The organism is Streptomyces sp. TSRI0281, assembly GCF_001905125.1.
Lineage (GTDB): Bacteria > Actinomycetota > Actinomycetes > Streptomycetales > Streptomycetaceae > Streptomyces.
In genome coordinates this window covers 611,861-626,280 of sequence record NZ_LWLE01000001.1, presented here as the reverse complement: position 1 = coordinate 626,280, position 14,420 = coordinate 611,861, and the positions used below count along the sequence as shown (strand labels likewise).

The following is a 14,420-nucleotide window of genomic DNA, read 5'->3' as shown; positions in this document are numbered from 1 at the left end:
TTGGGCTGACACTCCGGCCCGGCGGCCCGGACCTGTGCCTCCGGCCCGGTGCTCCGACTTTCGGGTGCGTCCGGTTGAACCGCCTCCCTGGTGAGCATCGCGTTTCCGGCGTACGTATGGTCTGGTGACGGGCAATCGGAGAGTGGGGCAGTGATGCATGGCTACGGCGGCAATACGTACGGTCTGAGCGAGCCGAGGACCCTTCGCGAGCGGGCACGGGAGTACGCCCTGCTGCCGCTGCGGGTCTTCCTCGGTGTCACCTTCATCTACGCGGGGCTCGACAAACTGACCGACAGCGCGTTCATGTCCGCGAGCGGCGCCGGATCCATCGGCGAGACGATGAACGCGGTGCGCGACTCCGCCGCCGTTCCGGGCCTCGTCGATCTGGCGCTGAAGAGCCCCGAGGGCTTCGGCTACGCCATCGCGATCGGTGAACTGGTCGTCGGCCTCGGCACCCTCGTCGGGCTCTGGGCGCGGCTGGCCGCGCTCGGCGGCGCGCTGATCTCGCTGAGCCTCTGGCTGACCGTGAGCTGGCAGACCACCCCGTACTACTACGGCAACGACCTGGTCTACCTCATGGCCTGGCTGCCATTGGTGCTCGCGGGCGCCGCCGTGTTCTCCGCGGACAGCTTCCGCGCGTCCCTGCGCCGCCGGAACCTGTAGGCCACCCACGTCACGGTGGCGGCCAGCCACAGGCCACCGAAGAACAACGGGAAGAAGAAGGTCCAGGGGACGTTCCAGGCTCCCGTCGCGTCGGCCGCGTAACCGCCGGCCAGGCCGAGCATCGCCAGGCCCGCCACCGCGCGGCCGGGCCGGAACTCATGAATCAGCACGGGTTACCTCCACCTGTCCGATGCCCATCTCCAGTTTCAGCTCGACCGTGCCGGCCGGCTCGGCGCCCTTGGGCGGGGCGAAGGTGCGCTCGGTCTTCAGGTCCGACTCGATGCGCACGCCCTCGCGCGGCCGGGCCGACATCAGCCGGATGTCCCCGAGGCCCGTCTCGGCGTGCACCTTCACCGTCACGCCCTTGGGTACGACGACGGCGGCCCGGCCCGCCCCGACCTCCAGCCGGGTGCTCAGGGTGTCGCCCCGGGCGACCGTGACCCCGGACAGATCGAGCCGGGCGTCACCCGTGCCCAGCTCGTAGCGCGGCTGGACCGCGGCGACGGAGGCGGGGGTCCACTCCTTGCGGATCCAGTCCGTGCCGATGTCCTTCGGCACCGCCGAGGCGCCCGCCAGCAGCCCGGCGGTGATCATCGCCATCAGGATCGTGCCGAAACCGGTCCGGCCGAGGAACGAAGCGACCACCAGGCCGAGACCGAACACCGCGAGCGCGGCGGCGAGCCCGATCTCCAGGGCCGTCCCCAGTGGCTGCGAATCCCAGCTCAGCCCCGTACCCAGGCCCCCGGCGATCAGGGCCAGGAGGAGGACGAGACCGCCGATCGAGCGCGGGCCGCGGTTACCGGGAGCCTGCCCCGGCGGCCGGAACGGCGCATCCGCCGTCGCCCGGCGCGGTCGCGCGGCCCGCGAGTCGAGGGCCGTGTCCGCAGGACCCCACAGATAGCCGGCCCCCACCGGCCCCGAGGTGCCGTCCTTGACGATCGGGTCCCGCCACCAGGACGGGCTGCCCGGCGTCGGCGGCGCCTTCACCTCGGGCGGCGCCGTACCGAGGCCACCGGCGTGCGGGGCACCGGCGGCCGGACTCTGGGCACCCGCCGCGTCCAGCGGGTCCTCCGGCGCCGCGGTCCTGCGGTGCTGCGTCCACACCGAGAAGCCGACGACGGCCAGCGACAGCATCGAGGCGAACGCCAGCACTCCGCCGTTGCCCAGCATCGACAGGAACAGCCCGCAGCCGATCAGCGCCAGCAGCAGCGCGACCAGCGACGCGCCCTCGACCCGGCCCGACAGAAGTCTGCGCGCCTCGTTCTCCTCCTCGCCCTCCACGGGAAGCAGCAGCCAGGCGAAGCCGTAGAAGATCAGGCCGATACCGCCGGTCACCGCGAGCACACCGAGCACGATCCGGAAGATCACCGGGTCCACGTCGCAGTACCGCCCGAGGCCGCCGCACACCCCGGCCACCACTTTCTGCCGCGGGCTGCGGCGCAGCTGCGGTTTCGGTTCGCCTGGGGGTGCGACGCCGGGGGCGGCGTCCTGAGGAGCGGTCATGGCTCCATGGTGACGGCCCGGATGCCCCGGCGGCACCCGCGCCGACCCTGGCCGATCCCTGATTTTGGCCCGCGCGGCCCCTGAGGGGCGGGTCCGCAGGCGCCCGGGGACGGCCGGGTGGTGTCCGGGGCGGAAGGGCGGCCTCAGGGTCGATTGGGGGGCGACCCTGATGCCCCGCGCGGTGCGTACGTGTGACGATCGACCCATGCCAGCCGCCACCACCCGAGCCGCCAGCTCCCTCGCCTCCGACCCGGAGGAGCCGCCGCCGCGCAAGCTCTACCGCAGCGCCGACGGAAGGCTGCTCGGCGGTGTGGCGCGCGGGCTCGCCGGGCATCTCGGGCTGCCCGTCGCCTGGGTGCGGTTCGTCTTCCTCGGACTGTTCTTCGCGGACGGCCTCGGCGCCCTGCTGTACGCCGTGTTCTGGATCGTCGTCCCGCTCGGTGTCGGCGGAGTCGACGCACCGCGCTCGGTCTTCGAGACGGCGCCGGACGGCCGGCGCAGACTCCGCAAGCCCGACAAGGGCCAGGTGTTCGCCCTGGTCGCCCTGCTCTTCGGTGCCCTGATCTTCGTCGGCAACGTCGACATGGGCAGCAAGGCCGACCGCTACATCTGGCCCACGCTGCTGATCGGCGCGGGCTCCGTCCTGGTGTGGCGGCAGGCCGACAACGCCCGGCGCGCCCGCTGGATGGAGGTCGGCCGCAGCCGCCGCGTGCTGCAACTGGCCCGCGGCCTCGCCGGTGTCGCCCTCGTCGGCCTCGGCCTTGCCGTCTTCATCGTGGTCCGCGGCTCGGCCGCCCAGCTCGGCAACGTCCTGACCGCCGCCATCGCCGTACTGACCGGAATCGCCCTCCTCGCGGGCCCCTACCTGGTCCGGATGACGCAGGACCTCTCCGAGGAACGGCTGATGCGCATCCGGGCCCAGGAGCGCGCCGAGGTCGCCGCGCACGTCCACGACTCCGTCCTGCACACCCTCACCCTGATCCAGCGCAACGCGGACGACGGCAACGAGGTCCGCAGGCTGGCCCGCGCCCAGGAACGCGAGCTGCGCAACTGGCTGTACAACCCCGAGGGCACCGGCAAGGACGAGGACGACGAGCCGTCGAGCCTCGCCGAAGCGGTCAAGCGGGCCGCCGCCGAGGTCGAGGACAAGCACGGCGTACCGCTGGAGGTCGTCGTCGTCGGCGACTGCCCCCTCGACGACCGGCTCGCCGCCCAGATGCAGGCCGCACGCGAGGCGATGGTCAACGCCGCCAAGTACGGTGGCGAGGGGGGCGCCGTCCAGGTCTACGCGGAGGTCGAGGGCCGCACGGTCTTCGTCTCCGTACGGGACCGGGGTCCGGGATTCGACCTGGACTCCGTACCGGGCGACAGAATGGGCGTACGAGAATCAATCATCGGCCGGATGCAGCGCAACGGCGGTACGGCCCGGCTGCGTTCGGTGCCCGGTGGGGGCACGGAAGTCGAGCTGGAGATGGAAAGGGCGAGCGAATGACCGAGAACACCGAAGCCACCGGGGGCCCGGAGCGACGGGTACGGGTCGTGCTCGTCGACGACCACCGGATGTTCCGCACAGGAGTCCAGGCGGAGATCGGCCGCACCGAGGAGACCGGCGTCGAGGTCATCGGCGAGGCCGCCGACGTCGACCAGGCGGTCACCGTCATCACGGCGACCCGCCCCGAGGTCGTCCTTCTCGACGTCCATCTGCCGGGCGGCGGCGGAGTCGAGGTGCTGCGCCGGTGCGCCTCGATGATGGGGACCGCCGAGAATCCGGTGCGCTTCCTCGCGCTGTCGGTCTCCGACGCCGCGGAGGACGTCATCGGGGTCATCCGCGGCGGTGCCCGGGGCTACGTCACCAAGACGATCACCGGCACCGACCTGATCGACTCGATCTTCCGGGTCCAGGACGGCGACGCGGTGTTCTCCCCGCGACTGGCCGGCTTCGTGCTCGACGCCTTCGCCTCGACGGACGCGCCGCCGGTCGACGAGGACCTGGACCGGCTGACCCAGCGGGAGCGCGAGGTCCTGCGGCTGATTGCCCGCGGCTACGCGTACAAGGAGATCGCCAAGCAGCTCTTCATCTCGGTGAAGACGGTCGAGTCGCATGTCTCGGCGGTGCTGAGGAAGCTCCAGCTCTCCAACCGGCACGAGCTGACCCGGTGGGCGACGGCGCGACGGCTGGTCTGAGCCGGGCCCCCGGGGGTGTCTGTCACGCGTCCCGGGGTCGGCCGTCCGTCGGGTCAGCCGGCCGCAGGGGTGAGCGAGATGTTCAGCTTCTCGCCGATCCGGCGGTAGCCGACGCCCGCGTAGATCCGCTCCACGTCGTCGTCTCCCGGCTCCAGCCAGACGGCGCGGCAGCCCCGGTCGAAGGCCGTCGCCGTCAGCCAGGCGGAGAGCGCCGCGCCGATGCCGCGGCGCCGGAAGCCGGCCGCGACGGCCAGACCGGTCAGTTCGCTGAGACCGTCGACCACGAGGGAGCAGCCGCCCGCCCCGGCGGGGTCCGGGCCGAGCGTGGCCAGGGCCACGACGCCGCCGTCCGACGCCGACGTCCGCAGCCAGCCGGCCATCCCCTCCTCGGGTTCGCCCTCGCCGCCGAAGCCCTGGTGCTGGACGCGGGCGGCGTCGGTGAACTCCGCCTCGGTGACCGGTACCGCGATCCGGAGCCCGTCCACCGGCTTGGGCGCAAGCAGCGCACCGGGGGCGCAGGCCAGGATCGGGGCCCGGTTCTCCACGGTGAAACCGGCGGCCAGCAGAGCGGGTTCGACCGCCGGTGCCCAGTCCGGCAGGAATTCGAGCCGGGGCAGCCGCTCCCGCTCGCGGAACGCGCCGATCAGGGCCGTCACCTCCGCCGCGGTCGGCTCGGCACCCCGGTCGGGGATGGCGTAGTTGGCGTACTTCAGCTCCCAGAGCGGGTTGTGCCGGACCGTGAAAGGACCCACCCGGTAGTGGTCGGGGGAGCGCAGGGCGAGCGTGCGGGCGTAGTCCTGGACGTCGGTGTCCATCGGCGTACGGGAGTCCATCGGCATACGGGTGTCCTTCGGCGGTTCCGGTGTCGGCGCCGGGGACTATGCCACCCGGGTGGCTCCGGCGAAAGGCATTTGATCGATGGGCGCGATGCGGACCGGGGCGCCGGGGCGCGGGGCGTGGATCATCCGGCCGCCGCCGACGTAGAGCCCGACATGGCTGATCCCGGAGTAGAAGAACACCAGGTCACCGGGGGCCAGTTCGGAGCGGGAGACCCGCTGTCCGGCGTTGATCTGGGTGTAGGTGGTGCGGGGCAGCGAGACACCGGCCGAGCGCCAGGCGGCCTGGGTGAGGCCGGAGCAGTCGAACGAGGAGGGGCCGGTGGCGCCCCAGACGTACGGCCTGCCGATCGCCCCGTACGCGAAGGCGACGGCCTGCGCGGCACGGGCGTTGGGGGCGGTGGCCGAGCCGCGCGGGATGCCGCGGTCGGCGGGGGCGGTGCCGCCGTGGCGGGCGTCGGCCGAGCGCTCGTAGTCGGCGCGCTGGGCGTCGGCCAGGGTGTCCAGGAGACGCCGGGCGTCGGCCAGTCTGGCGCGGATCGACGCCTTGTGCTTCTTCAGCTCCGCCTGGCGGGCGGCGAGGCTGCCGAGCTCTTTCTCGGCCCTCGCCCGGACGTGGGCGACCGCGGTGATCTGCCGTCGGATCCCGTTGATCGCTCCGGCCTGCCGGTCACCGGCCCGGTCCAGGAAGGCGGCGCGTTGCAGGTACTGGTCGGGGTCGGAGGACAGGGCCAGCTGGACGGCGGGGGAGAGGCCGCCGCTGCGGTACTGCGCGGTGGCCAGCGCACCGAGGGCGTGGCGCGAGGTGTTGAGGCGTGCGGTCCGGCGGGCGGCCTCGTCGCGCAGGGCGTCGACGGACTTCGCGCTCGCGGTCGCCCGCTCCTTCGCTCCGTTGTACTTCTCGGTGGCGACCTCCGCGTCGTGGTACAGCCGGTCCACCTTGGCGTTGACCTGGGCGGGAGTGGCCAGGGGCTCGGCGTGAGCGGCGCCGGTCGCGGTGGTGGCGGTCGCCGCCCCGGCGAGTGCCAGGGTGGCTGCGGTGCGGGCAGCAGGGCCGCTGAACGGGCGCTGCTTGGGTTTCCGGTGAGCTGATTTCCGGTGCGCGGCCACGAGGGCTGCATCCTTCCTGTCGGCTGCCCGCCGGGGGCTACCGGCGGGCCCGTGAGGTCCTGCGGCGGAACACCACAGGGAAGTGGCCCGCCGCCGGATCCCGCGGCGCGGTGACCGGATGCCGCCCCGGACGCGAAGCGGCGCTGGAGTGCCGGTCACCTGGAAGGGACGCTAAGCCCGGGGCACGGAAAAGGTTCGCCATGACAGTTATTGCCCACATATGGCGTTTCATTATGGCTAAGCGACCGGAAATACAGCCGCAGAGGCAGGCATTTCGTACCGGTTCGGGCGAAGTTCGCAAGGAAGCGGCAAGGATGCCGCACCTGGCTGTGAGGTGGTGCTAAGGCCGGGGCTAGGCTGCGGAGCCATGGACGTACTCATCAATGCCTTCGTCGCCCTGCACATCATCGGTATCGCCTCGCTGCTGGGCGGCTTCCTGACCCAGATGAAGGCGATGGGCGCGGGCACGGCCCGCTTCGTGCCGGCCATGCTGCACGGCGCGCTGACGATGCTGGTCACCGGTATAGCCCTGGTCGGGCTCAATCAGGCCGACGACCAGACGGTGAACAACATCAAGATCGGCGTGAAGATGCTGATCCTGGTCGTCATCCTCGCGCTCGTCTACATCAAGCGGGACGAGGAGAAGGTCGACAAGGGGGCGTTCGCCGCGGTGGGCGGGCTGACGGTGGCCAACATCTTCATCGCCACGCTCTGGACCTGAGCGGCGTGCCCTGACCGCTACGGCCTGAGTGACCTGAGTGACCTGAGTGACGTGGCCCGACCGGCCTGAGCGGCCCGACCGACGCGACCGACGCGACCCGGCCCGACCGGCCCACCCCGGCGGCCTCGTCGGGTCTCGCCTGGCTTCGTCGGGCCGGTCAGGGTGTGATCAGACGGGGCGCACGCTGCCGTAGATCGGCATGTAGTAGATCGACTCCTCGCGCACGTTCGCGCCCGGTTTCGGCGCGTGGATCATCATGCCGTCGCCCTTGTAGATGCCGACATGGCTGATGTCGTCGTAGAAGAAGACCAGGTCCCCCGGCCGCAGATCCGCGGTGGCCACCCGGGTGCCGACCTCGACCTGGTCCCAGGTGGTCCGGGGAAGGTCGACCCCCGCCGCCTTCCACGCCGCCTGGGTCAGCCCGGAGCAGTCGTACGAGGACGGGCCCGTCGCGCCCCAGACGTACGGCCTCCCGATCTGGGCGCGCGCGAACGCGAGGACCTTCTCCGCCTTGGCGGCATAGCCGCTGTCCGACCCCGAACCGGTTCCCGTGCCGCCGCCGGCCTTGCCGCCGTTCTCCTTCGCGGCCTCTTCCCCGGCCTTCCGTTCGGCCTCCGCCTCGGCGGCCTGCTGGCGGGCCAGCTTCTCCGCCTTGATCCTGGCCTCGGCCTTCTTCTTGCGTTCCAGCTCCGCCAGCCGGGCCTTCTCCTCGGCGGTCAGCTTCGACAGCAGGGAGCGCGCCTCGGTCAGCTTGGTCTGCACGTTCTGCTTGCTGGACCGCAGGGTGGCCTGCGACTCGGTGAGCGTCTCCAGGCTCTTCACGGCCTCGGTGCGCTTCGTCGCGGCCTCGGACTGCTGCGTACGGAAGTCGGCGACGGCCTGCTGCTGCTGGCCCGTCATCCGGTCCATCAGCTGGTCCTGGTCGAAGTACGCCTGCGGGTCGTCCGCGAGGAAGAAGGTCGCGGTCGGGGCGATTCCGCCGGTGCGGTACTGCGCTGCCGCGTAGTTCCCGAGGGCGCGGCGGGCCTCGTTGAGCTTGTCGGTGCGCCTGGCCGCGTCCTCCAGGAGGGCGTCGACCTTGGCACGCTGGGTCACGGAGGCGGCCTTCGCCCGGTTGTACTGCTGGGTCGCGGTCCCCGCCTGCCGGTAGAGGTCGTCGACCTTCGTCCGGACCTCCTCGATCCCGGGCCGGGGCTCCGCGGGCGCGGCCGTCGCGCTCTGCGTGGAGAGCAGGGTGACCGAGGCCAGCGCCACCGTCGTCAGCCCGACGGCAGGGGTGGTGGTGCGCACCTTCGTGCGCGGTTTGCGATGCGAGGCCAAGGCCGGCATCTCCTTCCGTGGACCGCCTACCGGGTTAGCTGTCGGGTTCGGGCGGAACGGAAGGCTGCCCTACGGTCCCGTGGGGAAGGACCGATTCACCCCGGTGCTGCTGGTGGGTCCCCGGTTCCGGACACCCGTGAGGGCGGTACGGATTCGGCGGGGGCGTCCGCTCGGCGTGGTTCGCCTCAAGGGGGTACGGGGCGCCCGACGGAGCACGCTAGCCAACCCGTGGTGCCGCTGTGAAGGTTGATGTTCGATATGCCCGATACATTTTCGTGACCTCGATGGATCGGGTCCGCCGACAGCGGGCGCCGCCCCGTTTCCCTCACACGGTGTGGCCGCGCGGTTGCCTTACGTGCCCGCCCGGGAGGTCTCGTACCCGAAGCGGCTTCGGGCTGTCAGTGGGGCGGCCTAGACTCGTCAAGCGATGAGCAGCCTCTTTGACGACAGCTTCCTGACCGGCCTCCAGAACTCGGAGGAAGGGCCCCCGCCGCCTCCCGAGGACCACGCACCCGAAGCGGTGCCGGAGGGTCTCTTCGAGGGCGTCTTCGACGCGCCCCCGCCGCCCCGCGACGGCTACTACCGCGACGGTGCCCCGCGGCCGGTCATCGACGCCGCGGCGCTGCTCGACGGGCTGAACACCGAGCAGCGCGCCGCCGTGGTGCACGCCGGATCGCCGCTGCTCATCGTCGCCGGTGCCGGCTCCGGCAAGACCCGGGTGCTGACCCACCGGATCGCCCATCTGCTCGCCGAGCGGGGTGTGCACCCCGGCCAGATCCTCGCGATCACCTTCACCAACAAGGCCGCGGGCGAGATGAAGGAGCGCGTCGAGCAGCTCGTCGGACCGCGCGCCAACGCCATGTGGGTCATGACCTTCCACAGCGCGTGCGTACGCATCCTGCGCCGCGAGTCGAAGAAGCTCGGCTTCACCTCGTCGTTCTCGATCTACGACGCCGCCGACTCCAAGCGGCTGATGGCCCTGGTCTGCCGCGATCTGGACCTCGATCCGAAGCGCTACCCGCCGAAGTCGTTCACGGCCAAGGTCTCCAACCTGAAGAACGAGCTGATCGACGAGGAGACCTTCGCCGGTCAGGCCGCCGACGGCTTCGAGAAGACACTGGCCCAGGCGTACGCGCTGTACCAGGCGCGGCTGCGCGAGGCCAACGCCCTGGACTTCGACGACATCATCATGACGACGGTCCACCTGCTCCAGGCGTTCCCGGACGTCGCCGAGCACTACCGCCGCCGCTTCCGGCACGTCCTGGTCGACGAGTACCAGGACACCAACCACGCGCAGTACACGCTCGTACGCGAACTGGTGGGCCCGTCCGGGGAGGTCGACGCACCCGCCGAGCTGTGCGTCGTCGGTGACGCGGACCAGTCGATCTACGCCTTCCGCGGCGCGACCATCCGCAACATCCTCCAGTTCGAGGAGGACTACCCGAACGCGACCACGATCCTGCTGGAGCAGAACTACCGCTCCACGCAGACGATCCTCTCGGCAGCCAACGCGGTGATCGAGAGGAACGAGAGCCGCCGCCCCAAGAACCTCTGGACGAACGCCGGCACGGGCGCCCGGATCACCGGCTATGTCGCCGACACCGAGCACGACGAGGCGCAGTTCATCGCCGACGAGATCGACCGGCTGACGGACGCGGGCGACGCGAAGGCGGGTGACGTCGCCGTCTTCTACCGGACGAACGCCCAGTCCCGTGTCTTCGAGGAGATCTTCATCCGGGTCGGCCTGCCCTACAAGGTCGTCGGCGGGGTGCGCTTCTACGAGCGCAAGGAGGTCCGGGACGTCCTGGCCTACCTCCGGGTCCTCGCCAACCCCGAGGACACCGTCCCCCTGCGCCGCATCCTGAACGTGCCCAAGCGCGGCATCGGCGACCGCGCCGAAGCCATGATCGACGCGCTGTCGCTGCGCGAGAAGATCTCCTTCCCGCAGGCGCTGCGCCGTGTCGACGAGGCGTACGGCATGGCGGCCCGCTCGGCGAACGCCGTGAAGCGGTTCAACACGCTCATGGAGGAGCTGCGCACGATCGTCGAGTCCGGCGCCGGGCCCGCGGTCGTCCTGGAGGCGGTCATGGAGCGCACCGGCTATCTCGCCGAGCTCCAGGCGTCCACGGATCCCCAGGACGAGACCCGCATCGAGAACCTCCAGGAACTGGCCGCCGTCGCGCTCGAATTCGAGCAGGAGCGCGGCGACGAGGAGGGTGCGGGCACCCTCGCCGAGTTCCTGGAGAAGGTCGCGCTGGTCGCCGACTCGGACCAGATCCCGGACGAGGACGAGGACGGCTCCGGCGTCATCACGCTGATGACCCTGCACACGGCCAAGGGCCTCGAATTCCCCGTGGTGTTCCTGACCGGCATGGAGGACGGCGTCTTCCCCCACATGCGTGCGCTCGGCCAGGCGAAGGAGCTGGAGGAGGAGCGGCGGCTCGCCTATGTCGGCATCACCCGCGCCCGTGAGCGGCTCTATCTGACCCGGGCCGCGATGCGCAGCGCCTGGGGCCAGCCCTCGTACAACCCGCCGTCGCGGTTCCTGGAGGAGATCCCGGACCAGCACCTGGAATGGAAGCGGAAGGGGCCGATGGCGGCTCCGGCCGGGCCGACCTCCGGGATCACGTCCTCGCTGTCCTCGTCCCGCGCGCGCTCCGGCCCGTCGGGCTTCGCCACCCGCCGCACTACGGACAAGCCGGTGGTCACGCTGGTGGTGGGCGACCGGGTCACGCACGACCAGTTCGGGCTGGGCACGGTGACGGCGGTCGAGGGGTTCGGCGACCAGGCGAAGGCGACGGTGGACTTCGGCGACGAGCGGCCCAAGAAGCTGCTCCTGCGGTACGCGCCGGTCGAGAAGCTCTAGGGGCTCGTGGGTGGTGACAGGCCCGCGGGCCTGTCACCACGTCACCATCAGGTCGGGTTGACGCCGTGGCTGCGGAGCCATGCCAACGGGTCGATCGACGAGCCCCCGGCCGGCCGGACCTCGAAGTGCAGGTGCGCGCCGGTGGAGTTGCCGGAATCCCCGGCGTACCCGATGACGTCACCGGCCTTCACCGGGCCCGAGCGGATCCTGGTGCTGCTGAGGTGGCAGTACCAGGTCTCCGTGCCGTCGGCCATGGTCACGATCGCCATGTTGCCGTAGGCGCTGTTCCACTGGGTGCGCACGGTGCCGTCGGTCGCGGCCATCACCGGAGTGCCGTACGAGACGGGGAAGTCGATGCCCGTGTGGACGGACATCCAGTTGACGCCCGCCTGGCCGTAGTAGGCGCTGAGACCGTGCTGCTTGACCGGCAGGACGAACTTGGGGCGTGCCGCCTCACGGCGTGCCGCCTCCTCCGCGCGCTTCTTCTTGTCGGCGGCCTGACGCTCCTTCAGGTCGATGCGCTCCTGGGTGCGGCTGGCGCGGTCCCGGAAGTCGTCGGCATCGGCGCTGAGCCGGGCGAGCTGGGTGTCCAGCTTGTTGTTGGAGGCGACGGGCTTGACGGTGCTGGGGTCGGCGGCCGCCATCGAGACGGTGTCGTCCTGCTTCTCCTCGCCGCCGCCGAGTCCGCCGACGGAGGCGGCCGCGATGCCCGCGACGCTCATGACGCAGGCCGAGGGGACGGCGACGGTGAGCAGCGCGGAACGCTTGGCGGGTGTACGGCGCCGGGCCCGGCCGCGGTTCGCGGAACGGCCCACGGGCCGGGGGGAGTCGACGGCGTACGCGGCGGTGACGGGGTCGGGCTCGTCGGCGCCGCTCCCGCTCGTGCCGCTCTCCGGCGCCTCGGGCTCCAGGACCGCGAACTCGGCGGTCTCGGGTGCCTCGGGAAGAACGTCCGGTGCCTCGGTCATGTCGGGCGTGTCGGACGTCCCGGGCGATTCGATGGAGGCCGCGCCCTGTTCGTACGGCGAGTACGACGTCTGTTCGGGGTCGTACGGCGCGTTCTCGGGCGTGGCGCCGGAGTTCCAGGCGGTGGCGTCGTAGGCACCGGTGTCGAAGGCGGCGTCCCCGTACGTGCTCGTCGTACCGGAGCCGTAGGCGGTGGTGGCGAAGCTGCCGGTGCCGTACGCCGTCGTGCTGTCGTAGGAGCCGGTCGCGTAGCTGCCGGTGTCGTACGTGCCGGTCGTGTACGTGCCGGTGTCGTACGGGGCGGTGCTGAAGGTGGTGGTGGGGAACGCGCCCGTGTCGGTCGCCGCCCACTGGCCGGTCTGCTGCTCACCGGTCTGCTGCCACGTGGTGGTGTCCCACTGGCCGGAGGTGTCCGGAGCGCCCGCCCGGCCCGGGATGCCGGGCTCGGAAGCCCAGGTGGCCGCGGTGTCGTACGGCTGCTGGACCTGCGCCTGGGCGGTGTAGGTGTCGTACGGGGCGGTCGGGTGTGCGCCCGTGTCCCACTGGGAGGAGTCGTACTGACCGCTGTGGCCGGGCTGCCCGGTGGCGTACGTGGTGTCGTAGCCGCCGTAGGAGCCGCTGTACCCGGGGGCGTAGCCCGCGTCGTCACCGCTGTCCTGGTCGCCCGGAAGAGCACCGAAGAGCGGATCGGCGTCGAAGCTGCCGGTGGACTGACTGTCGTATCCGACGTGTCCGGCGTGGGGGTGCTGGTCGTTCACCAACTTCTCTCTCGCCTCGGCGGCAGGACCTGCTCTGGGCTCCGGTGGAGGGATCCCAGGGGGGAAGCAGTGGCCGCGACTGTACCCGGCAGTACGTGACGACGACAATCTTCGGCAGGTTTTGGGCCCTCAGGAAACGGGCAATCGGCCGCCTTTCGGTGGAGTGCTGACGCAGCCTTGGCGATTTGTTCGAAACGCGTTCTATTTGTGGGCGGGGCATTGCCCCGTCAAGCCACTCGGGCCGCTCAGGCCACCGACGCCGTTCCGGAGGAGGGGGCCGGGGGTGCCTGCGCATCGAGGGCGGCACGGATGGCGGCGGCGACCGCGGGATGCACGGTCAGGGCGAGGTGGCCGATGCCGCTGACGCGCACGTTCTGCGCGTCGAGGTCGGGATGGTCGATACGGGCCGTCCCGACCGGGACCATCATCCGGTCCAGCTCGCTCCAGAAACTCACGAACCGCGTCCGGCAACCGGGGGCCGGTCTGCGCAGCTCCTCGATCACGGAGGAGCCGCCGCGCATCTGGCGCACGATGGGGTGGGCGCTCGCCGCCGGGGCGACGGCGGTGCCGCCGTGCGGTGTGCCGAGCGTGATCAGCGTGCGCACCCGGTGGTCACCGCCCAGCCGCTGCACGTAATACCGGGCGATCAGTCCGCCGAGGCTGTGCCCGACGATGTCGACCTCACGGTGCCCGGTGCGGGCGCAGATCTCCTCGATGTGGCGTCCGAGCAGTTCGGCCGCCGTGCGGATGTCGCGGGTCAGCGGCGAATAGTTGAGGGACTCCAGGTGGCGCCGGCCGTGCCGGGAGAGGGAGCGGCGCAGCAGGACGAAGACGGAGCGGTTGTCGATGAGCCCGTGCAGCAGGACGACGGGTGGCCGGGCCGGACCGGCGGGCAGGGCGGTGGTGCCGGTCGGCGGGGCATCCGGGTCGATCCCTTGCGGTGGGGCGGTGCCGGGTGTCGGAACAGGGCTGTGGCGCTCCTGGGTGAGGCCGAGCGGGTAGATGAGCAGATGCCCGGCGAGGATCGCGAGCTCCAGTGCGGTGGCGCCGAGCAGCGCGGACGACAGCCGGGGGCGGTGGGGGACCGGGCGGCGCGCCGGCGGGAGGGAAAGGCGCGACAGCGGGAGGGAAAGAGGGAGGACCTTCATCGCCGACCTCCTGTACCGGCACGCGGGGAGGCGGCTGCGACTCTCCGTATGCCCTCATGGGGTGTCGGAGGCACCAGTGTCCGACGGAGCGGATACCGGTGAGCCGTACCACCGTGCCGTGCGGCTGGCGGCACGGTGGTGCGGCGACCTCGTAGCAGCTCCCCTGGCGTCCGTCCTCGCGCGGCGGGTGTGCCGAGTGGTGCGGGGAACGACGCCCGGCGAACATGTCCCACATGTGATTTCCCCCTCCCCGTCCACCGCGAAACGGCGGCTTGCGGGATGCTGTGGATAACGTTCGTTCACATCCCCGGCCCTTCAGGCACGGGAGACCATGTGGAGGCAGTG

The 14,420-nt window shown here is 71.4% G+C and carries 12 protein-coding genes and 1 riboswitch; of the genes, 5 read left to right on the top strand and 7 right to left on the bottom strand.

The genetic code is table 11. The features are described 5' to 3' along the window. Nucleotides 1–153: 153 nt before the first annotated feature. Nucleotides 154–663, top strand: coding sequence for a DoxX family protein (locus tag A6A29_RS02760; protein WP_073718284.1), 510 nt, complete (start codon nt 154–156; stop codon nt 661–663). Here the strand turns inward: A6A29_RS02760 and A6A29_RS46155 are convergent. Further along, on the bottom strand, nt 570–833 hold the full coding sequence (locus tag A6A29_RS46155) for a hypothetical protein (RefSeq protein ID WP_073718283.1): 264 nt from the start codon (nt 831–833) through the stop codon (nt 570–572). The two genes, A6A29_RS02760 and A6A29_RS46155, sit on opposite strands and share 94 nt — an antisense overlap. After that, the gene (locus A6A29_RS02750) at nt 820–2,166 is read right to left on the bottom strand and encodes a PspC domain-containing protein (RefSeq protein WP_073718282.1); all 1,347 of its coding nucleotides are present in this window, start codon (nt 2,164–2,166) and stop codon (nt 820–822) included. The genes A6A29_RS46155 and A6A29_RS02750 overlap by 14 nt, the downstream gene beginning before the upstream one ends. 205 nt (nt 2,167–2,371) lie before the next feature. On the opposite strand from A6A29_RS02750, the gene A6A29_RS02745 reads away from it, so the two are divergent. Together A6A29_RS02745 and A6A29_RS02740 are read left to right on the top strand one after the other, a co-directional pair. Beyond that, nucleotides 2,372–3,658: an ATP-binding protein gene (locus tag A6A29_RS02745; protein WP_073718281.1), complete on the top strand. Its 1,287-nt coding sequence runs from the start codon at nt 2,372–2,374 to the stop codon at nt 3,656–3,658. After that, nucleotides 3,655–4,350, top strand: a complete 696-nt coding sequence (locus A6A29_RS02740; RefSeq protein WP_073718280.1) for a LuxR C-terminal-related transcriptional regulator — start codon at nt 3,655–3,657, stop codon at nt 4,348–4,350. Before A6A29_RS02745 ends, A6A29_RS02740 begins: the two co-directional genes overlap by 4 nt. A gap of 53 nt (nt 4,351–4,403) precedes the next feature. Here A6A29_RS02740 and A6A29_RS02735 read toward each other — a convergent pair whose 3' ends face one another. Beyond that, nucleotides 4,404–5,165, bottom strand: coding sequence for a GNAT family N-acetyltransferase (locus A6A29_RS02735; protein ID WP_073718962.1), 762 nt, complete (start codon nt 5,163–5,165; stop codon nt 4,404–4,406). Nucleotides 5,166–5,228: 63 nt separating this feature from the next. Next, nucleotides 5,229–6,296: a C40 family peptidase gene (locus A6A29_RS02730; protein WP_073718279.1), complete on the bottom strand. Its 1,068-nt coding sequence runs from the start codon at nt 6,294–6,296 to the stop codon at nt 5,229–5,231. 367 nt (nt 6,297–6,663) lie between these two features. Between A6A29_RS02730 and A6A29_RS02725 the strand changes: the two genes are divergently transcribed. Continuing rightward, complete coding sequence (locus A6A29_RS02725; protein ID WP_073718278.1) at nt 6,664–7,017, top strand: hypothetical protein; 354 nt, start codon at nt 6,664–6,666, stop codon at nt 7,015–7,017. 168 nt (nt 7,018–7,185) lie between these two features. On the opposite strand, the gene A6A29_RS02720 is transcribed toward A6A29_RS02725, so the two are convergent. Beyond that, on the bottom strand, nt 7,186–8,346 hold the full coding sequence (locus A6A29_RS02720) for a C40 family peptidase (protein ID WP_073718277.1): 1,161 nt from the start codon (nt 8,344–8,346) through the stop codon (nt 7,186–7,188). Beyond that, nucleotides 8,345–8,506: riboswitch (cyclic di-AMP (ydaO/yuaA leader) on the bottom strand. (Overlaps the previous gene by 2 nt.) Before the next feature lie 258 nt (nt 8,507–8,764). On the opposite strand from A6A29_RS02720, the gene pcrA reads away from it, so the two are divergent. Then, nucleotides 8,765–11,203 (top strand): DNA helicase PcrA, encoded by a 2,439-nt coding sequence (pcrA, locus tag A6A29_RS02715; RefSeq protein ID WP_073718276.1) that lies wholly within the window; start codon nt 8,765–8,767, stop codon nt 11,201–11,203. Between the two features lie 47 nt (nt 11,204–11,250). On the opposite strand, the gene A6A29_RS02710 is transcribed toward pcrA, so the two are convergent. Together A6A29_RS02710 and A6A29_RS02705 are read right to left on the bottom strand one after the other, a co-directional pair. After that, nucleotides 11,251–12,927, bottom strand: a complete 1,677-nt coding sequence (locus A6A29_RS02710; protein ID WP_073718275.1) for a peptidoglycan DD-metalloendopeptidase family protein — start codon at nt 12,925–12,927, stop codon at nt 11,251–11,253. Between the two features lie 245 nt (nt 12,928–13,172). Next, entirely contained in the window at nt 13,173–14,075 is a 903-nt protein-coding gene (locus A6A29_RS02705) for an esterase/lipase family protein (RefSeq protein WP_073718274.1), read from the bottom strand. Nucleotides 14,076–14,420: the final 345 nt, after the last annotated feature.